This is a genomic window from Arthrobacter sp. NPDC093128 (assembly GCF_040683875.1).
Taxonomy (GTDB): domain Bacteria; phylum Actinomycetota; class Actinomycetes; order Actinomycetales; family Micrococcaceae; genus Arthrobacter.
In genome coordinates this window covers 242,613-261,831 of record NZ_JBFBEY010000001.1, presented here as the reverse complement: position 1 = coordinate 261,831, position 19,219 = coordinate 242,613, and the positions used below count along the sequence as shown (strand labels likewise).

Below are 19,219 nucleotides of genomic sequence, written 5' to 3'. Positions count from 1 at the left end.
CACTTTGTTTGCAACAGTTTCTTTGCACGCCGGCGACTGTCGAAGCCCCGGAGGGCTCCGGGAGCGCGCTAAGTGCGGTCCCCGGTCCCGGCTTTGGTACGGACTACTCCGCTCAGGCCGGCCGGCGGACGGCGGCAGCCAGCGTCACGGCGGCCAGGGCGAAGGCCAGGAGTGCGCACAGCACCACAAAGCCCGCTACCGCCGCCTGCAGGCCGTATGCTGCTGTTGCCATGCCCAGCCCGATTACGGGGAGGGCACTGCCGAGGTAGGTGATCACATAGACGGTGCTGATAATTTGTGCGTGCCTCGAGGCCTCCACTTTTCCTGCCACGTCGTTGAACACGGTCCGGAAGGACACGCCCTGGCCCACGCCAGCAGCCAGGCTTGCCGCGATGAGCAGCCAGGGGCTGCTCCATGCCGCGGCCGCTGCAATCAGGAGCACCGACACGCCAAGTACGGCCAGGCCCGCGGGCACCACGAACTTCCCGCGGACTGCCAGCAGTTGGCTGAGAGCTGAAGCGCCGAGCGTCAATCCGGCGAGGACGCCGATGAGCGGGCGGGAATCGGCGTCGACGACCTGGGCAAAGTAGCCCGGAGCGAGCGAGAGGCAGAAGCCGAAAACGGTGAAACTGAGGAACCCGACGGCCGAGGCCAGCCAGAAGGCGCCGCGGGCCTCGCTCGAAACGGACGGACGGCGCGGTGCCAGCACTTTGAGCGGCTGCGGGCCCGCGACGGACGTGATGGCCGGCCGCGCCTTAAGCAGGTAGAGCGGGACGAGCATGGCGATGAGGACCAGCGAGTGAAGGTAGTACGGCGTGGAGGTTGGGCCCGGCAGGAGGGACAGGATTCCGCCAATGGCCGGCCCGGCGGCCACTCCCCCGGCGGATGCCAGCAGGGTGAATCGTGAGGCCCAGTCGGGACGGGTGGGCAGCAGCTCGCGCAGGGCGGCGGAACTGGCGCCGGTGGCCAGCGCCACGGCGATGCCCTGGAGGGCGCGCCCGGCGGAAAGCATCGCGAGGCTGTGGGCATTGGCGAACACCATGCCGCCCGCCAGTCCCACGACCACGGCCAGGAGCAGTGCCGCCCGGCGGCCGATGTGATCGGACCAATGCCCGGCAAGCATCAGCGTGGACACGAGGGCCAGCACATACACCGAGAACGCCACCGTGATGCCGAATGATCCGATGCCAAGGTTCGCCTGAAGCAGCGGGTACAGCGGGGTTGCGAGGTTCGCGCCGACGAGCAGCGTGAAGATCACAACGCCCGCCATGACGAGCCGTGCCGTGGTGGAAGCGTCCCATGCCCAGCCTCCGGCGGTGGCCGGACGCATGCGGAGTTCGCTGAAGACAGTCATGTGCGTGCCTTTGCGTGCAGTGCCGGCCTGACCGTTCCTTGTGGGAACAGACGCGGTCCGGGCGAAACATTGATACCTAAAGAATGGGGCAACTCTGATCTTGAATACCAAAATTCATGCCAAGATTGATCAAAACAGTCAATGATGCCTGCCGATGATGAACCGGAGTGATGATTTGAACAGCCTGGACAGTACGGACCTGAAGATCCTGCTGGAACTGATCCGCGATCCGCGGGTCCAGATCGGCGAGCTCAGCGATTCGCTGGGCATCGCCCGCAATACGGCCCAGTCCCGGATCCGCCGGATGCTGCGCTCCGGCCTGCTGCACGACGGCGGACGGGAGATCGACCTCGAGGCGGTGGGGTACGACGTCGTCGCCTTCGTGACGATCGAAGTCAGCCATCGGGAACTCGACGGCGTGGTGGGCGCCTTGCGCCTGATTCCGCAGGTCCTGGAAGTCCACGAGATTTCGGGGCGGGGCGACGTCTGGTGCCGGGTGGTGGCTACGGATACCCATAACCTGCAGACGGCGCTGCGCTCGATCCTCAGGATCAAGGGCGTGATCCGGACGGAGACTGTCCTCGCGCTGCACACGCACATCCCCTACCGCACGGAGCCGCTCATCAGCAGGCTCGCCCAGAGCGCCGCGCCCGCCATGCGCGCCAAGTGACTGGGATAATGGCGCGTGACCATCATCGACAACGCCGTGTACGTGAACGGCCGCCGCACCGCCGAGCCGCACAATCTTGAGCAGACCTTCGAGACGCTGGCGGACCACGGCGGCATGGCATGGATCGGGCTCTACCGGCCCACGGAGGCTGAAATGTCCGCCGTGGCCAAGGAGTTCGGTCTGCACGGGCTCGCGGTGGAGGATGCCATCTCGGCTCACCAGCGCCCCAAGCTGGAACGCTATGACGACGTCCTCTTCACGGTTCTCCGCCCTGCCAGGTACCTCGACGCCACGGAAACGGTCGAGTTCGGCGAACTCCACATTTTTACCGGCAAGAACTTCGTGGTCACCGTCCGGCACGCTGAGACCGCCGGCGTGGCCCGCGTACGGCAACGCTTGGAGGAGCGCCCGGAACTCCTGAAGCACGGGCCGGAAGCGGTGCTCTACGCCCTGATGGACCAGGTGGTGGACGACTACGTGCCCGTTGTGGCGGGCCTGGAAAATGACATCGATGAAATCGAGGACCAGCTGTTCAGCGGCGATTCCGCTGTTTCCCGGCGGATCTATGAACTGGCCCGGGAAGTGATCCAGTTCCAGCGGGCCATCCACCCGCTGCCTGCGATGATGCAGCTGCTCAAACGCGGGTTCGACAAGTACGAGGTGGACACCGACCTGCAGCACCACCTCCGAGACGTGGAGGACCACGTGGAGCGGCTGGTCTCCCGGGCGGACTCCTTCCGCGACATCCTGCAGAATGCGCTCACCCTGGACGGCACGCTGACCGCCAACCGGCAGAACGAGGCGAGCGCCGAGCAGAACGAGCAGGTCAAGAAGATCTCGTCGTGGGCGGCAATCTTCTTCGCCCCGTCCTTCGTGGCGGGCGTCTACGGCATGAATTTCGACCATATGCCCGAACTCCACTGGACGCTCGGCTATCCCCTTGCGATCGCCATGATGGCCGGGACCGCTGCGCTGATGTACACCATTTTCAAACGGAAGGGCTGGCTCTAGGAGCCGCCGGCATGACCGATCCATTGGCCGGCAGCCCGCAGTCCGCCTTCCGGCCGGGGCGGATCATCATCCCCGGCACCGCCCGGCAGCTGGGCACGGTCGGGCTGTTCGTCCCGGCACCGGGCCAGCGCCGCGTCGTGGAGGTGGCTGGCAGGACCCTCGACGTGAAAAGCGCCGAAGGGAGCCTCCTGTGGATCGGCTTCCGCGAGCTCACCGGGGCGGCTGCCCGGGACGTGGCGGCCCTGGCCCCACGGTACGGGGAGTGGGTAGTTGACGGCATCCCGGCACCGGCCGATCCCGTTGGCGGTGCGCAGGAGTGGCAGAAGTTCCTGGACATTGTGGACCTGTTGTTTGCTGCGGACGTCACCCTGTTCCTGATCGGCGCGGCGCTCCCGGAGTTCAGCGCTGACAGCCCGTTGTCCCTGCTTCTCCGCGTGGAATCGGACGAGGAACTCCAAACCGGGCATTCGTCCGGAAGCTAGGCCGTCCCGGGCTGCACCAATGTCACGGTGCCGGCGTCGCCGTCGACCTCTATCTGCTGGCCGCTCGTGATCCGGCGGGTCGCCACCCCGGTGCCGAGCACCGCGGGGATGCCGTACTCCCTGGCCACGATGGAGCTGTGGCTCAGCGGGCCGCCCACATCCGTGACCACGGCCGAGGCCATGGCGAACAGCGGGGTCCACGCCGGAGTGGTGATGCGGGCCACCAGCACCTCCCCCGGCTGCATCCGGGCGAAGTCTTCGGGGCCGGCCAGCACCCGGGCCGGAGCGCTGACCCGGCCTTGGCTGGCACCCACACCCTTGATCGTGTTCCCCTGCTGGTCCTGGGACCCCTCCGGCATCATCCCGGCCAAGGACCGCTGCAGCCACCGGATTTCGGGCAGCATCTGCGGGGCTGCGGCCCGGCGCTGGCCCCGCCAGCGCATCCGGCGTTCCCCGACCGCATCCGCCAGCACCGGCTGCTCGGCGCCGGTAATGGCCGCCGGGCCGCTGGGGCCGGCAAGACCGAATCCGACGGCGCTGCTGACTTCCTGGTATCGGAGCCAGAACACGTCATCGGGTTCCGCGATGAGTCCGGCAGCGACCAGCCGCCGTCCCAGTTCACGCAGCATCCGCCGCATCAGCGGCCAGCCGAGTCCGACGTCGGCGAGCGCATCTTCTCGGATCGGTGCCGACCCCTGCGCCCACCGGAGCAGCCGCGCGAAGGCGGCCCGGCGCGCGGGGTGCAGCCGGGCCAGTATCCGATTCGTGCTGTCCTCACGGCGGGCGGCCGCGAGCTCCCGTCTCCGGTGCGGATCGTTGCCCTGGCCGCGGAGGTAGAACTTCAGCGTATCCAGCAGCGGGGAGGGGTCATCGGCCGGCACAGGATTGATGAAATCCAGGTTATAGACCGTGTGGCCGAAGCGGTCCAGGTGGAGCTGGAACCGGTGTTCCCACTGCTGCCAGAGACCTGCATCCATCCCGGCAGGAGGCGCCCCTGACAGTTGTGCCGTGGCGAGGGATGTCGTCGGCATTCCCAGAATCGCGACTGCGAGCCCCGGGACTCCGCGGGACCACTCGGCGAGGTCGTAGAGGGCCGCTTCAGCCCGGATGGGTTCGCTCTCGTAGCCCAGCAGGAACGTCTGGGCCGGCGGATCGTCGTCCCCCCGGACGAACCTGTCGTAGAACTTCTGGAGGGCGAGTTCGCTGGACGAGGCGATCGGAATGATGGACTGGACGGCCGTGTAGTACACCGTCCCGGCATCAAGCAGCGCTGACACGCCCTCCAGCAGCTCCTGCCCGGTGAGCTCCGTGACGGGCTTCGCCGACCAGTATTCCACCACGTGCACGTAGCGCGGATGGGAATAGTCCCGCCAGCCCGGGATTCCCATGTGGGCTTCCCCCCGGATCAGGGCGCGGACGGCGGCCGGCAGCTTCCCCATCATCCGCCACAATCCGGACGTGCGGTAGTAGTAATAGGCGTAGCCGTTGATGGCGGGCAGGCCCAGATCGCCGTCCCGGAGGCTGCTCTTGCCAAACGCTTCGTCCAGCAGGGCATTCAGCGACCGCGACACTGAGCCGTCAATCAGGTCCGCGAACAACGGCGAAAGCGGATCGGGAAGCTGTTCCACGATGCTCGCCCGGAAGTAGAGCCCCTTCGGGTAGGGCACGCTCCAGTCGGTCGGCGTTTCACCCGCGGGCTCGGGCAGCGCCGTGATGGGCCGCGACTGGAGGATGAAGAATTCGCCGTCCGACCGTGCCCACTCAATGTCCTGCGGGGAACCGAGGTGCTGTGCGATCCGTGTTCCGTAGCCGGCCAGTACGGACGCGCCGGCGTCGTCCAGCACGGGCTGAAGACGGCGGGACGCAGGCACCGGTTCCTCGCGCGTACCCCGGTCCGCATAGACCGTCATGGTTTCCTTATCGGCCGTCCGCCGGGACACCACGCGGCCTGTCGGGGCGTCTATGACGACGTCATCGGTGGACACGGCGCCGCTGACCACGGATTCGCCCAGGCCCCATGCAGCGCCGATCACGATCTGGTCGCGGCGTCCGGTGGCAGGGTTGGCAGTGAACAGGACTCCCGCCGCGTCTGCAGCCACCATTTGCTGGACCACCACCGCCAGCCGGACGTCCTCCGGCCGGATGCCCTCCCGGGCGCGGTAGGCCATCGCCCGGGCGGTCCAGAGGGACGCCCAGCAGCTGATGACCGCCACTGTGAGGGCATCACTGCCGCGCACGTTGAGGTACGTATCCTGCTGGCCCGCGAAACTGGCCGAGGCGAGGTCCTCGGCGGTGGCGGAGGACCGGACGGCCACAGCGGCTTCGCCGCCCTCGCCGGCCTCCAGCTGGTGGTAGGCGTCGCGGAGCTCGGCCGCCAACACCGCGGGCATTACTCCGCCGGTAAAGAGCCCGCGGATGCGCCCGGAGGCCTCCTCATAGTCCCGGGTGGTGGCGGAAGGAGGCAAGGCGGCTTCCGCCTGAATGCGCTCGGTCAGCCCATTGTCCCGGACATACAGCTCGTAGGCCGCTGTGTTCAGCAGGAATCCGCGGGGCACCGGCAGGCCGGCGCGCACCAGCTCGCCCAGCCCGGCACCCTTGCCGCCCACCACCGCGACGTCGTCGCGGCCAACCGCGCTGAAATCATTGACATAGCCCATGAGCGAGCGGCCTCCTGTCCGGCCGGGGCTACCCTGTTGCCCCGGATTCACAACATCTTGGCACGAGCGGTGCCATCAGGCCATGGCAGGCAATGCCGATGTTGGTCCTGGTCCGGGGTCTTCCCCTGCCCGGCCCCAGTCCCTAGTGTGGGTCCCATGGCTGACGCTTTTTCCTCCCTCGTGGAGACGTTCAAGAACGTGGGTGTATCGAGGGCTTACGGGGCTCCCGTACAGATCGGCGGCGAGGAACTGGTTCCCGTGGCGCTGGTTTCCTTCGGTTTCGGCGGCGGCGGTGACGCCGGGTCCAACGGCACAGCCGGGGCCGCGGAGGGCGGCGGCGGCGGGGGCTTCGTGCTCCCGCTGGGCGTTTACACCAGCAACGGGCCGGGCCGGGTGGTGTTCCGGGCCAACACGCTTATGGTCCTTGCGGGACTGGTCCCGGTGGTGTGTGCGGTGGGGATGGCCATCCGGGGGGTACTCAAAACCGTCAGCGCAAACCGGCGGCAGCCTTGATCCAGTCCAGTTCGTAGGGCACCGAGGCCGACAGGTTCAGGTAGGCGGGGGCCGGCGGCAGTTCGAGGGCATTCGTAACCCCCACCAGCTTCTGTTCTCCGTGATCGGACCAGATGACCGGTCCGCCGCTGTCGCCGCGGTTCGCTGAGGTGTAGGGCGAATATGTACAGAACTGCCAGGGTCCCGAGATGTCCGGGCATGCCCCGGCGGGAACCGTGGTGAGTTCGGTTTCGATAAGTCGGCGCGCAGCGTTGCAGGGTTCCGCAGCGTTGAATGGATCCCCCGTGCATCCGTATCCCGCCACCGTCACACCGGCCCCGACCGGCGCCGGTGTGGACGCCAATTCGATGGTCGGCTCGGAAACGGCCGACTGCAGGAAGAGCAGCGCCATGTCGTCCTTGATCAGTGCCGGGTCGTAGTGCGGGCTGGGCACGGCCGTTGCCACCCCCACCGTGTACTGGTCGCCTTTTTGGCCATAGTGGAACGTCACATCGATTGCGGAGGGGCTGCGGCCGTTGTTGCGGATGCAGTGTGCCGCCGTGACGACGGTGTCCTCCTTGATCAGGGACCCGGTGCAGGATGCAATGCCTTCCGGATAAGCCAGCTGCACCCGGACCGCCCACGCGTAGTCGTCCGAATCCGCCCTGCTGCCATTGAACACTGCAAACGCGGGCGTGGCAGTTGCGGCCGTGAGTGCTGCGGTGATGATCGCCGACAGCAGCTGCGTCACGAAGCGCCGGCGCCGGTGTCCGGGGTGTGCCGGGATCGTGTCATTAATGCGGGGTGGAATCTGCGTGAGGTTGCCGTTGCGCATGAGGTTTGCTCCTCATCATTGCCTGGAGATATATCGCGGATGTGGTGAAGGAACCATCTCGAACCTCAGGTTCCCGGAGATCACACATCTGCCCCCAGTCGCAGCACCATAACTCTGCCCCTCCGTTCAGGCGGGCGTCAAGGGTAAGAGGACCCGGGCGCGGGCGCCAGGCAGGGACGCCTACGCGGCGCGCACCTCGACCTCGCCGGGCAGCGCCGTGTCAGCACCGAAAACGAGGTATCGGTTGGCGATCTTCTCGCTGAAGAACCGGTCGTGGCTGACCACCACCACGGCTCCGGGGAAATGCAGGAGCGCCCGCTCCATGACCTGGGTGCTGGACAGGTCCAGGTGGTTGGTGGGCTCATCCAGCAGCAGGACTGAGGCGCCGGACAGCAGGCACTGGGCCATGGCGACGCGCGCCTTTTGCCCGCCGGAGAGGTTTCCGATTTTCTGTTTGAGGTCCGCCTCGGAGAACTGGAACATCGCCAGGAACCGGTTGACTGATTTCTTGGTGGCGCTGAAGGCCAGGCTGTCCGGGAGCGCGTTGACGGCATGCGACACGGTGTCGGCGTCGTCGAGTTCCTCGAGCATCCGGTTGTAGGACACGAAGCCGGGGCCCTTGGCCCAGGAGACGACGCCGGTGTCCGCCTGTTCCTCGCCGGTCAGCACCTTCAGGAGGGTTGACTTGCCGCTGCCGTTGGAGCCCAGGACCACGATCCGGTTGCCGCGCCTGATCTCGAAGCCCAGGCCGGAGAAGAGTGCCTTGTCGCCGTAGGACTTGCCCAGCCCCTCCACGCGGCAGAGGACGTCCTTGACATGCAGGCCGCCGTAGATCTCGGTGACGATCTGGTCCACGGGACGGCGCGTGCGGGACTTCTTGATTTTCGCCAGCTGGTTGCCCAGCCCGCGGCTGGCGGCTTTGGCGGCCTCGCGGCGGTCGGCGATGCCCTCGGCCTCGAACGCCAACAGCTCTGATTCGTGCACAAACTGCTGCTCAAGGGTCTTGAGGCGGAATTGTTTTTGCATGATGTATTCGCCGAAGTTGCCCGGGTACTCGTGCAGGTGGAAGTTTTCCACTTCGATAATCCGGGTGACCACGGCGTCGAGGAACTTCCGGTCGTGCGAGACGATGATCGCCGCGCCCTTGAAATCCCGGAACCAGCCCTCGAGCCATTCGACGCCGGCCACGTCCAGGAAGTTGGTGGGCTCGTCCAACAGCAGGACATCGGGATCCTCCAGGAGGATCTTCGCCAGGGCGGCACGGTTGCGCCAGCCGCCGGACAGCTCGTCGATGGCGCAGAGCCGGTGGGCGTCGCTGAACCCCAGGGTCGTCAGGACCTTGTCTATGCGCCGCGGGTAGTCCCAGCCGTCCAGGCGGTCCATATCCTCGAACAGTTCGGCTTGGCGGGAGATCAGCCGGTCGAGTTCTGCCGTGGCGGGATCCCCTGCGATGGCCGCATCGATGGAGGCCAGTTCGGATTCGATGGCCTTGATCTCCACGAACAGCCCGTCCAGGACGTCGGTAATGGTTGACTCCCCGTTCAGTTCGGAGAACTGCGAAAAGTAACCCACTGTGGTTCCCTGTTCGACAGTGACGGTTCCGGATTCGGGCGTGATCCGGTCAAGGATCAGCTGGAGCATGGTGGTCTTGCCGGACCCGTTCTTGCCGATGAGCCCCACCCTGTCGCCCGGTTCCAGGCGGAAGTACGCCTCGCGCAGGATCTGGGTATTGTCGAATCGCACGCTGACGTCGTGCAGCCGGATAAGGCTCATTGCTGTCCTCTCGAGGGGGTGGTGCGTGGGCGGGCAGGGCCGGCCCGGCAAACAGAAAGCTCCCTCACCCAGCGCAGGCGCCGGATCAGGGAGCTGATTCTGTGGAGCTAAGGGGATTCGAACCCCTGACCTCTTCGATGCGAACGAAGCGCTCTACCAACTGAGCTATAGCCCCGGGCCGCCGCCGTTCCTTGGGATGTTTCCCAGGAACAGGCAAACCGGTGTCCCTAGGCTACAAACTATCTGCCTGCTTCGCCAGCCAGCTCCCGAATGTCTCGCGTCCGTAGCGCTGCTCCGGGATCAGGTTCCGGCCCTCCAGCAGGAATTTTCCCACGGCACCCGGAAGGGGCAGATGCACGGGCCGGGCCCGGGAGCCGGTGTGGCGCATCCAGGTTTCGGCCAAATCCCCCATACCGATGACTTCGGGTCCGCCCACGGTCCGGAGCCTGTGGAGTTCCTGCGCGGGCTCCTCGAGGGCTGCGTCGAGCAGTGCGGTAGCCACTTCAGCCGGAGCGATGGTCTGGAAGTGTACGCCGTTGAGCACTGGAATGAGCCCAACTTTGGCGCCGGCAGCGAAGAGCCGCACCGGCAGGCTGTGAAACTGGGTCGTGCGCACGGTGAGTGTCTCCATGGGGGACCCCGCGTAGACATCCTCCTTGTCCGCCTTGGACCGGTAGAACCGCAGCGGCACCTGGTCACAATTGATGATGGAAAGCAGGACGGCCTTGCGGACACCGGCGGCGTGCGCCGCCCGGAGGAGTCGGGCGCCGCCGTCGGCAAAGTTCCTGAGGGCCCTGCCCGACTTCCCTTCCAGGCAATCAATCACGACGGCGGCACCGGCCAGCGCGGCCGACAGCCCGTTCCCGGTGGTGACGTCTGCCCGGAAGTAGGTGGCGCCGTCGTTATCCACTGGACTGCCGGAAGCCGGCGGGTTACGGCTGATAACGGAAACCTCGTGGCCCCGCGTCAGCGCTTGTCGGACCACCGCGCGGCCAACCTGTCCGGTGCCGCCGGCAACACAGATGTGAGTCATGCTCCGAGGCTAAAGTTCACGCTCAGGCGCGGCGGCGCTGCAGGACGTCGTCCAGGTTGCTCAAGGCACTCTGCGCCTTGGTCAGGGGCTTGGCCGAGGCGGCGCCGGCAACCGGAGCCGCCGCCGGCCCCTGCTTGAGGGACGGCTTCCCGGCGGCCTTCGGGGCTTCGGGCAGGTCAAGCGGCTCAGGGGCTGCACGTTCGGCTTTGGCAGCTTCGACGTAGGTGGGTTTGGGAACGTCAACCGGCTCCCAGCTGGATTCAGTGCTGACAGCAGATCCCGGTGCGGTGGCGGTCCGCAGGGCAGTATCGCCCGAGGCCTTGGCCTCGGCGAGGGCGGCTTCACGCAGTTCCAGGGCCGTCAGCGGCTTTATTTTGGGCTTGTTGCCCGCCTCAGCGTCGAAAAGCTGGCTTTCCGGGGCGTCCACGGCCGGTTCCCGGGTGGGACGCGGGACAGCAGCGCGCATCTGGCGCTCCGGGGCAGTCATTGCCGCACGGAAGGCCGCATTCATCCTGACGCGCCGGTCCCGCACCGCCAGCCGCCGAAGCGACGCCACCGCCACGACAGCCGTCAGGAGGGACACGACAGGCAGCCACGACCAACCAATCCCGAACATGAGGAGGACACCCGATACGATCCCGGTCAGCAGGGACACGAGCGCCATGAGCGCGATCGCACATCGTCCGTAACGGATCCTAAGTACACCCGGACGCGCCTTCGCCGGCCCCGGGCCGGCGGCGGGGGTCAGGGATCCCAGGGCGGATCCGGTGGCCTGCTTGGTTTCCATTGATTTCTCCTGCTGGGCGGCCATTTTCATGACGTTTCCGGCTTGGGGGGTTGCGGGTTCAGCGAAGTTAAGTTCGGGCATCAGCTCGACGGCGGGCTGCAGCTGATGCCGGCGGTTCCGGAGTACATACGGGGCCACCCAAACAATCCAGAGCACGACAGCGACCACAAGGATCACTGAGCTGCTAAGGGGGAAGTCCACAATCAAAACCGTATGAGCATTTCGCCCCCCGCACTCGCATTACCTCCGGTGTGTCGCGGGGCAGGTGGCAAATCAATGGATTTATGACGAAGGACACAGCAGCCGACCGTCAGGGCAGCCGCAGGAAGGGCAGCGGGAGCGCGTCAGGACGGGCGGCAAAAAGGGGTCAGGACGGGCGGTTTCTCAACCATCTGGCCAGCAACCCTTCGGGAATTTCCTCGGCGGTGAGGGCGAAGGACCGGTGGTCTGCCCATTCCCCGTTGATGTGCAGAAACCGTGGCCGGTAGCCTTCGTCGCGGAAACCAAGTTTCTCCACCACCCTCAGGCTGGGTGCGTTTTCGGGCCGGATGTTGATTTCCATCCGGTGCAGCCCGAGCGTGCCGAAGCAGTGATCAGTCACCATGGCCACAGCCGTGGGCGCAATCCCCCGGCCGGCACACGACCTGTCCACCCAGTAGCCCAGCGTTGCCATCATCGCCGATCCCCAGATGATGGAGGACACCGTCAGTTGCCCAACAATAACGGGATTGCGCTGGCCCGGCGTCCGCTCGGTAATCACAAACGGCAATGCGGTTGCCTGGGCCGCCTGCGCGTTGAGGGACCTGACCATCTGCCGGTAGTCGGGAAGCGCCCCGCCGGGAGCCGGGTTGGACGCCTCCCAGGGAGCCAGCCATTCGGAATTGCGGGACCGGACCGCCATCCATTCCTTACGGTCGCGGTACCGGATGGGCCGCAGCACAAGGTCGCCGCACTCCAGCGTCACCGGCCAGATGCTGCCCCGCATGGGCCGTTACTTGACCAGCGAGGCAGTGAATTCGGGCAGCCATTCGCGCAGCCCGGGGCCGAGGTCATCGCTGTCGCAGGCGAGCTGGACGCAGGCCTTGAGGTAGCTGAGCTTGTCACCGGTGTCATAGCGGCGGCCGCGGAACACAACGCCGTAGACGCCGTAGCCCTCACCGGTTCCCGCAGCAAGTTCCTGGAGTGCATCGGTGAGCTGGATTTCCCCGCCCCTGCCCGGTTTGGTGCGTTCGAGGACGTCGAAGACGGCGGGGTGGAGGACGTACCGGCCGATCACGGCCAGGTTCGACGGCGCTTCATCGACGTCGGGCTTTTCCACGAGCTTCCTGATCCGCACGAAGCCGTTCATGTCGGTTTCGTCGATGTCGGCGCAGCCGTAGGCGCTGATCTGGGAAGGTTCGACCTCGATGAGCGCAACCACGGAGCCGCCGGTCTTGGCCTGGACCTCGATCATGGTGCTCAGCAGTTCGTCCCGGGCGTCGATGAGGTCATCGCCCAGCAGTACGGCGAAAGGCTCATAGCCTACGTGCTGCTTGGCCCGCAGCACTGCGTGGCCAAGGCCCATGGGGTCGCCCTGGCGGACGTAATGGATGTCGCCGAGGTTGCTGGCGGCCTGGATGGATTCGAGCTTGGTGGTGTCGCCCTTGGCTTCCAGCATCGACTCCAGTGAGGGAACCCGGTCGAAGTGGTCTTCCAGGGCGCGCTTGTTCCGGCCGGTGATCATGAGGATGTCGTTGAGGCCAACGTTGACCGCTTCCTCCACGACATACTGGATCGCGGGCTTGTCCACTACGGGCAGCATTTCCTTGGGCATGGCCTTGGTGGCCGGGAGGAACCTGGTGCCGAGACCCGCAGCAGGAATGACAGCCTTGCGGACGGAAGTATTGGTGGTAGTCACTGGACTAATCTAACGTCAGGGACCAAACATTGGGTAATTGCACGGACCGCCCGGTTTCGCCCCGCACTGAGGCCTCCGGGCATGGAAGGACAGCCGCTGATGCCATCGAAAGAAGAGATCCGCTCCGCCCACAGAACCGAACGTGCCGCTGCCTCCGCCGCCGGGCTGGAAGCCGCCGGCGCCGGTATCGCCCGCCACGGACTCCAGTGGGCCACCATGGTTGCGGCAGGTGAGCGCAGCATTTTTGCCGCGTACCTGGGAGTGGGATTCGAACCCCCGACCCTCCCGCTCATCGCCGCGCTTCACGGGACCGGGCACAGGGTGCTGTTGCCGGTCTGCGGGCCGTCGCTCACCCTTACCTGGGTTTACTGGACTCCGACGACCGAATTTGTGCGCAGCAGTTACGCGCCCATCGAGGAACCCGTCGGAGAGCATCACGGCATTGAGGTTATGCGGGACGTCGCCGGGATCTTCGTCCCCGCCACCGCCGTGGACCTGTCGGGTAACAGGATCGGCCAGGGCGGCGGCTACTACGACAAGTTCCTGGCGGGGCTCGAGGCAGAGGGACTGCCGGTGCCTGCGGCAGCTGTGGTCTACGACAGCGAAGTCCTTCAGGCCGGCAGCATCGCTGCAGAGTCCTATGACCGCCGGGTCCCTGTTGCAGTCACCCCGTCAGGCCTCACACAGCTGATGTAATGCTCCGATCCCGCTGATGATAGAATTGGCACTCAGGCCCTGCGACTGCTAAGGGACGGGACCCGCCGATGGAAATATCGGCGGTGGACCGCGCCAGGCAGCACGGGACCTGTTCGTTTGTCCCAGAGGAGGATTTCCAGTGCCCACGTATGCATATGCCTGCAAGGACTGCAGCCACGCCTTCGAGATCGTGCAGTCGTTCACCGACAGCTCCCTCACGTCCTGCCCCGAGTGCGAGGGGACGCTCCGCAAGAAGTTCAACAGCGTCGGCGTCGTTTTCAAGGGCTCAGGATTTTACCGGACCGACTCCCGCGACACCAAGGGCAGCAGCGTCTCGCCCGCCCCGGCGGCGGCTCCCGCACCGGCCGCCGCCGCAGCCGCAGCCGCCAGCTGACGGAACCGCCCGACTCCCTGCCGGAACCTAGCGGCCCCGACCGCAACAACGGGTTGTCCACATAGGACTTCATCAGGCTGTCCGCACCACGCGGGCCCTTCTAGCGTGTCGGTATGCGATCCACCCTCCGCACCAACGGATTTTCCTCACGCCGGCACGGCTTTCGGTCAGGACGCTCTGGCCGCCCAGGGCCATCTGCCAGGCGTCGCCTCGCTGCCTGGCTCAACCGCAACCGCAGGCTCGCCGTCGCGCTCCTGCTGTGCGCCGCCGCCGGCATCGCCGTCCAGCAACTGACACCGGTGCCCGCCCACACAGTGACCGCCATGGCCTCAGCCAGGGACCTTCCTGTCGGAGCAACCCTCTCCGGCAATGAGGTGGTGGCCGTCAGGGTACCGCCCGGGATGATTCCCGCCGGCGCCTTCACTGACGCCGCCGCGATCCAGGGCAAACAGCTCGCGGCCCCGCTGCGAAAAGGCCAGCTGATCTCCGACACCCAGTTACTTGGACCTGGGCTGCTGACGGGCACCGCACCGGGCTCGGCGGCGGTGCCCCTGAGGATGGCGGATCCGTCGTCCATCCAGTTGGTGGCACCCGGCCAGCTGGTCAACATCGTCATGACCAACGGCACCGACTACGGCCAGGCGGCGGAATCGGAGGTGCTGGCGGCCTCTGTCCCGGTCCTGTGGACCTCCGGACAGGGCGGACAGACCGGTCAGTGGCTGGGCACGGCAGAAACCGAGGGGCTCATGGTGGTCGCCGCGGATCCTGACCAGGCCCGCCGACTTGCCGGCGCCTCAACGCAGGGCAAACTCTTCTTCGTGCTCGTGGGAGCGCCGGGTTAGCCGGTCAACGGCCGGACCGCTCCCCAGGAGCACGCCCGTCAGCCCCAGTGCGGCGGTTTCTGCTCCTGGAGCCATGCATCGTGGTCGTAATCCGAGGCGTGATCGCCCCAGCGCTTCGGATCGTCTTCAGCGGCCTTGTTCGGCAGCACTCCGGCCGGCACGCCGGCACCCGCGGTCTGGCGGCTCCGGTTGGCCTCGTCGGCACTCGAGCCGCGGACGCCGCCCTGGTTACCCGCTTCACTGCTGTTCGTCTCCATGCCGTCTTCCTTGCTGTACTCCACTGAACCGGGTCCGGCACTGATGGGCTCATCCCCGCCGGCGCCGCCCTGTTCCAAGGGTACCGAGGGATTGCCCATCGATGCCACGCTCCCGGTCCCGCTGCGGTCCTCGTCGCGAGGACCGGTCCCGGATGCGTCCGCCCGGGAGGCCTCGCTGCCACGCTCGACGCTGGTGAGCGTCAGATTGTCCACATCGTCCTCGAAAAACCCCTGCGAAGCGGGTGCAAATCCGGTGACTGCCGGCTTCTCCAGCCCCAAGTAGCCGCCGATCCGGTCGGCACAAGCAGAAGGGTCAGTGAACACTTCGATGGTCCAGAGAGGCATGTAACGCCAGCCCAGCCGTTCCAGCAGCTGCGGACGCAGCCTGCTCCGTTCCCGCACGCTCATGCGCCGGTATTGCTCCGTGCCGTCGGACTCAATGGCCACAGGCCTTGGGATTTCAGCATCATCCTGACCGATGGAATTTACCGGGTCCGCGGCCGCAGCCACGTCAATAACACCGTCGTACTGGTGCCAGACCCTGGCGCCGCGGGCACGCAGCCTGTCGCCCAGGTCGGCCACGAGGGGGTCGGCACCCAGTGCCTGTTCGCTCGCTGCTGCACGGGACGCAGGGGTCCCGAGATCAGTGTTGCCGGCAATCTCACGGTCAAGGAGTTCATAAAAGTCGACGGCGCCGTGGCTGAGGCGGCTGACGTCCAGGTCTTCCGGTTTGAAGCAGCTGAGTACGTGCAGGGAACGCCGGGCACGGGTCATGGCCAGCGCGAATTTCTCCCTCCCGCCTTCGGCGGACAACGGACCGAAATTGTGCAGCGCGCGGCCATGCGGCGTGCGGCCATACCCGGGGGAAAAGATCACGTGGTCGCGGACCAGGCCCTGGGCGCGTTCCAAATCCACCACACGGAAGGATTCGGCTCCGGCCGTGAAGAAACTTGCCAGCAGCGGGTAGTTGGGCAGCTGCAGCCGGATGGCCTCACCGATCCTGGCGGCGTGGCGGAGACTCGCCGTAACCACGGCGAGCGAGGTCCGGGGCCGCAGCCGGGCATGCTCGAACACGAGGCCAACCACCCGGTTTACCTCGGCGACCGCCGATTCCACACCTTCCTGGTCAGCGCTCGGAAGGCCGGTGCCGTCCGGCAAGTACTCCACCAGCAGGGCCCGGTCCAGTCCGGTGGCTGTCTGTCCCTCGGGAAGCCTGCGCAGGCGGCCGTCGTAGAAACTCTTGCTCAGCTGCAGCACGAGGTCTTCGTCGACTGCCCGGTACACGGAAGTCAGCCTCCGAGTGGGCAGCACTGCGGACAACGCGGTGTACGCACTCTCAACGCTCTGGTGGGCGGTCTCGCCCGCAGCGAGCCGCTCGACGCCCACGGTGAAAGTGCGGGGGCTTGCGATCTTGTCGTCGCCGAACGCGATGACCTGCCTTGCCCGGGCGATCGCCGGAAGGACGGCCTGCAGGGACGTCGCTTCAGCATCGAGGATAACCACGGCGTCGAACTTCTGCTCTGCGGGCAGCAATCCCGTCATGAGGTAGGGGCTGACGGACCACACCGGCACCAGCATGGGAACCAGCGCGGGGGCCTGTGCCGTGAGGGCGGCCAGGGTGACCCGGCCGTCCTTCAGGAGACTGCGAAGCAGGTCGGCCTGGCGGGGGTTTTCGCCGATGCCGGCGCGCCAGCGCTCGGCGAGGGCCCACCGCAGCCGTGCCGCCCCGCTGGCGATGTGCGCATTGTCCGCCAAACGGTACTCGGCTTCGAGCTGCCGGAGGGCGTCGCCGTCGGACATTGCCAGGTAGTCATCGCCGCTGATCATCGCTTCCAGGGCGGACTGCCACCAGGCGAGTTCCAGCTCCGACGCGACGGACTCCGCGGGTACTTCGCGGTCAGCCAGGTCGGCGAGCAGTTCCCCGAGCCCGTGCTCACGCATGTTCTCAATGAGCAGCGTCCGCTCCGGGAGCGTCTTGAGCGTCCTGGTGTCCGCCACCAGCCGCTCCAGGCGCCCCATCAGTTCTTCATACGGTGTGTGCTGGAGGTCGCCGCCGGCGGCCGTGTACTTCACGGCCGCACCCAGCTGGACCAGTTCACGCTCAAGGCTGCGGTACATCACGTTCACTTCGCCCAGGCCGGACGGCACTGCAGGGTGCCGCTGCGTGGTCGCGTAACCCGCCCAAAGCGCCCTCTGCTCCTGGACCAGCACCAGTGAGCTGTGGAGGTCGGAAATGTGCACGCCGGGACGGACGTATTCCTTGGCGACACGGCGCAGCCGCGAACGCTGCATGGACGGCATCTCGATGTTCCGCTCACGACGCCACGGGGACGTGGCGGTCGCGGAGATGAGGTCGTGGACCGGCCTGTCAAAGATATCCGGAGTGAATTTGTCCAGGCTCTCCCGAACGGCCATCAGCAGCTCCAGCTGCGCGCCCCACTCCGCGAAGGTGGCACCGAGGCGGATCTGGGCGTGCTCTGCCACCTCGTTCATGTGGTTGCGGAGCACCGGCAGGTTCTTCTCAACCGAGCGCGCAACCTCCTGCGCCTCTTCGGTTTCCTTGCGGGTCAGGAGCCGTGCGCCGTGCCAGGGGCTGGTGGTGGACGCCCGGCTGAAGCTGCCGAGTTCGGCGGCCCGGTGCAGGCGGCCAGCCAGTTCCTCACGGTCGCGGATGTTGTCCAGGACGCTCCGCTTCAGCCGCACGGTCGTGGCGGGAGCCGGCTGGATGGACGTCAGCTCAGCCAGCGACTGCATGGCCTGATAAGGCGAGCACCCCCACCGCTGGCGGACGTTGTGCAAGGATGCCACGTGGTCCATGAGCGCGTGCCGGTGCTCGGCCAGTGTCGTGTGCAGGTTTTCGAGCTGGGGCTGAAGTGACTTCTCATTCCGCACAATGGCACGCACCAGCTGCCCCTTGAGCTGGAGGGGCGACGCCGTTCCGGACAGCGCAAACAGGATGGATTCCAGGCCGAGCGTCTCCAGCTGGCCGGCAATCTCGCTGAGGCTGGCACGGCGGTCGCCCACCACCAGGACGGTCTTGCCTTCGTCCACCAGCGCGCCGATGGTGTTGATGGCGGTCTGGGTCTGGCCCGTTCCCGGCGGGCTGCTGACAACGAGGGAGTCGCCGGCGCGCACGGCGTCCACCACATACTGCTGGTCGGCGTCGGCGTCGAGCAGCAGAAGCTCGTCGGCCGGATCCCGCTGGTCGATGTCCTGGAAGCGGTCTTCCGCCAGTTCGGCAACCTCCACGGCCTCCCCGGCGGCGGCGCGGGCCAGGGCTGCCACTACGGCATTGTTCTGGTTGATCCACGGGTCGTCGAGGTTCCCGGAAAGGTCCGCAAACGTTGAAACGAGCAGATTGTGCTCCACATCGGCCCCGTGAATGGGTTTGATGAGGGTGCCCAGGCGGTCCAAGACGGGCAGGGGATCGAACCGGGCCGTGCTGTAGGCCATACGGGTCACGGCGTTGACGTCGAACACGATGCCGTGGATGCTCTTCAGGTGCCGGATGAGAGCCGGGTTGATGTGGGCCTGCTCAGTCAGCTGGAGCTCGTAGTCGTCCTCGCCCGGGCGGACGGTCAGGGAAATCGCGGTGAGCATCACCGGCGCAGACACCCGCTGAGGCTTTCCGCCGACGGCCGATGTCCAGGACACCGTCCCGGCCGAAAAGTAGCCTGCATCGATGCCGCGGTCGTTCCCGAGCTCGAAAATCTTGGAGCGGAGGTTGCGCGAAGCCCTCGCGGCGACAACGTACTGATCGTGGTCCCGGATCAGCGTGGACAGGCGCGTACGCCGTCCCGCCATGAGCTGGGCCAAACCGGACGGATGGGCATGCGTGAGGTCGATGGACCCTTCCGGCGTCTTAGTGAAGCGCAGCATCGTGTCTGCTCCGGTGACCGGCTTAAGCCCCGACAGCCACTTCTTGAGCTCCTCGGAGCCCTCTGTGAGGCCTTGACCAACTGACACTACTGCCTTCTTTTCTGCGCTTGCACGTGACGCCCTGGACCATACCGGCATACTTTCGAGCGTAGCCCGAATC

16 protein-coding genes and 1 tRNA gene are annotated in these 19,219 nt (G+C 66.5%); 7 read left to right on the top strand and 10 right to left on the bottom strand.

Features of this window, described 5'->3' with window-relative positions:
* Window positions 1-112: 112 nt before the first annotated feature.
* Window positions 113-1,354, bottom strand: a complete 1,242-nt coding sequence (locus tag AB0N24_RS01275) for an MFS transporter (RefSeq protein WP_364119337.1) — start codon at window positions 1,352-1,354, stop codon at window positions 113-115.
* A gap of 157 nt (window positions 1,355-1,511) precedes the next feature.
* Between AB0N24_RS01275 and AB0N24_RS01270 the strand changes: the two genes are divergently transcribed.
* From AB0N24_RS01270 to AB0N24_RS01260, 3 genes are read left to right on the top strand one after another with little or no spacing between them, the layout of a single operon-like run.
* On the top strand, window positions 1,512-2,024 hold the full coding sequence (locus AB0N24_RS01270) for an Lrp/AsnC family transcriptional regulator (protein ID WP_364119724.1): 513 nt from the start codon (window positions 1,512-1,514) through the stop codon (window positions 2,022-2,024).
* A gap of 15 nt (window positions 2,025-2,039) precedes the next feature.
* Window positions 2,040-3,035 (top strand): magnesium/cobalt transporter CorA, encoded by a 996-nt coding sequence (corA, locus tag AB0N24_RS01265; RefSeq protein ID WP_364119334.1) that lies wholly within the window; start codon window positions 2,040-2,042, stop codon window positions 3,033-3,035.
* Between the two features lie 11 nt (window positions 3,036-3,046).
* Window positions 3,047-3,517: a hypothetical protein gene (locus AB0N24_RS01260; RefSeq protein WP_364119331.1), complete on the top strand. Its 471-nt coding sequence runs from the start codon at window positions 3,047-3,049 to the stop codon at window positions 3,515-3,517.
* On the opposite strand, the gene AB0N24_RS01255 is transcribed toward AB0N24_RS01260, so the two are convergent.
* Window positions 3,514-6,174: a PEP/pyruvate-binding domain-containing protein gene (locus AB0N24_RS01255; RefSeq protein ID WP_364119328.1), complete on the bottom strand. Its 2,661-nt coding sequence runs from the start codon at window positions 6,172-6,174 to the stop codon at window positions 3,514-3,516. The genes AB0N24_RS01260 and AB0N24_RS01255 overlap by 4 nt on opposite strands.
* Before the next feature lie 156 nt (window positions 6,175-6,330).
* On the opposite strand from AB0N24_RS01255, the gene AB0N24_RS01250 reads away from it, so the two are divergent.
* Window positions 6,331-6,687, top strand: a complete 357-nt coding sequence (locus AB0N24_RS01250) for a hypothetical protein (RefSeq protein WP_364119325.1) — start codon at window positions 6,331-6,333, stop codon at window positions 6,685-6,687.
* On the opposite strand, the gene AB0N24_RS01245 is transcribed toward AB0N24_RS01250, so the two are convergent.
* From AB0N24_RS01245 to galU, 7 genes are all read right to left on the bottom strand, one after another.
* The gene (locus AB0N24_RS01245; RefSeq protein WP_364119322.1) at window positions 6,662-7,501 is read right to left on the bottom strand and encodes a S1 family peptidase; all 840 of its coding nucleotides are present in this window, start codon (window positions 7,499-7,501) and stop codon (window positions 6,662-6,664) included. The genes AB0N24_RS01250 and AB0N24_RS01245 overlap by 26 nt on opposite strands.
* A 180-nt stretch (window positions 7,502-7,681) precedes the next feature.
* On the bottom strand, window positions 7,682-9,274 hold the full coding sequence (locus AB0N24_RS01240; protein WP_364119319.1) for an ABC-F family ATP-binding cassette domain-containing protein: 1,593 nt from the start codon (window positions 9,272-9,274) through the stop codon (window positions 7,682-7,684).
* Window positions 9,275-9,376: 102 nt separating this feature from the next.
* Window positions 9,377-9,449: transfer RNA gene (locus AB0N24_RS01235), tRNA-Ala, on the bottom strand.
* Window positions 9,450-9,506: 57 nt separating this feature from the next.
* A complete protein-coding gene (locus AB0N24_RS01230; protein ID WP_364119316.1) occupies window positions 9,507-10,307 on the bottom strand; it encodes an SDR family oxidoreductase in 801 nt (266 codons plus the stop codon).
* A 22-nt stretch (window positions 10,308-10,329) separates the two neighbouring features.
* The gene (locus tag AB0N24_RS01225) at window positions 10,330-11,295 is read right to left on the bottom strand and encodes a hypothetical protein (RefSeq protein ID WP_364119314.1); all 966 of its coding nucleotides are present in this window, start codon (window positions 11,293-11,295) and stop codon (window positions 10,330-10,332) included.
* Window positions 11,296-11,461: 166 nt separating this feature from the next.
* Window positions 11,462-12,079 carry a GNAT family protein gene (locus AB0N24_RS01220; RefSeq protein ID WP_364119312.1) on the bottom strand — a complete coding sequence of 206 codons (618 nt, stop codon included), beginning with the start codon at window positions 12,077-12,079 and terminating at the stop codon, window positions 11,462-11,464.
* Between the two features lie 6 nt (window positions 12,080-12,085).
* Window positions 12,086-12,991 carry a UTP--glucose-1-phosphate uridylyltransferase GalU gene (gene galU / locus AB0N24_RS01215; RefSeq protein WP_364119309.1) on the bottom strand — a complete coding sequence of 302 codons (906 nt, stop codon included), beginning with the start codon at window positions 12,989-12,991 and terminating at the stop codon, window positions 12,086-12,088.
* A gap of 99 nt (window positions 12,992-13,090) precedes the next feature.
* Here galU and AB0N24_RS01210 point away from each other — a divergent pair, with 99 nt between their 5' ends.
* From AB0N24_RS01210 to AB0N24_RS01200, 3 genes are all read left to right on the top strand, one after another.
* Complete coding sequence (locus AB0N24_RS01210) at window positions 13,091-13,687, top strand: 5-formyltetrahydrofolate cyclo-ligase (protein ID WP_364119306.1); 597 nt, start codon at window positions 13,091-13,093, stop codon at window positions 13,685-13,687.
* Window positions 13,688-13,826: 139 nt separating this feature from the next.
* Complete coding sequence (locus AB0N24_RS01205) at window positions 13,827-14,081, top strand: FmdB family zinc ribbon protein (RefSeq protein ID WP_364119303.1); 255 nt, start codon at window positions 13,827-13,829, stop codon at window positions 14,079-14,081.
* Window positions 14,082-14,194: 113 nt separating this feature from the next.
* Window positions 14,195-14,923, top strand: coding sequence for an RcpC/CpaB family pilus assembly protein (locus tag AB0N24_RS01200; protein ID WP_364119300.1), 729 nt, complete (start codon window positions 14,195-14,197; stop codon window positions 14,921-14,923).
* 38 nt (window positions 14,924-14,961) lie between these two features.
* Here the strand turns inward: AB0N24_RS01200 and AB0N24_RS01195 are convergent, their stop codons facing one another.
* On the bottom strand, window positions 14,962-19,197 hold the full coding sequence (locus AB0N24_RS01195; RefSeq protein WP_364119297.1) for an AAA family ATPase: 4,236 nt from the start codon (window positions 19,195-19,197) through the stop codon (window positions 14,962-14,964).
* Window positions 19,198-19,219 lie beyond the last annotated feature (22 nt).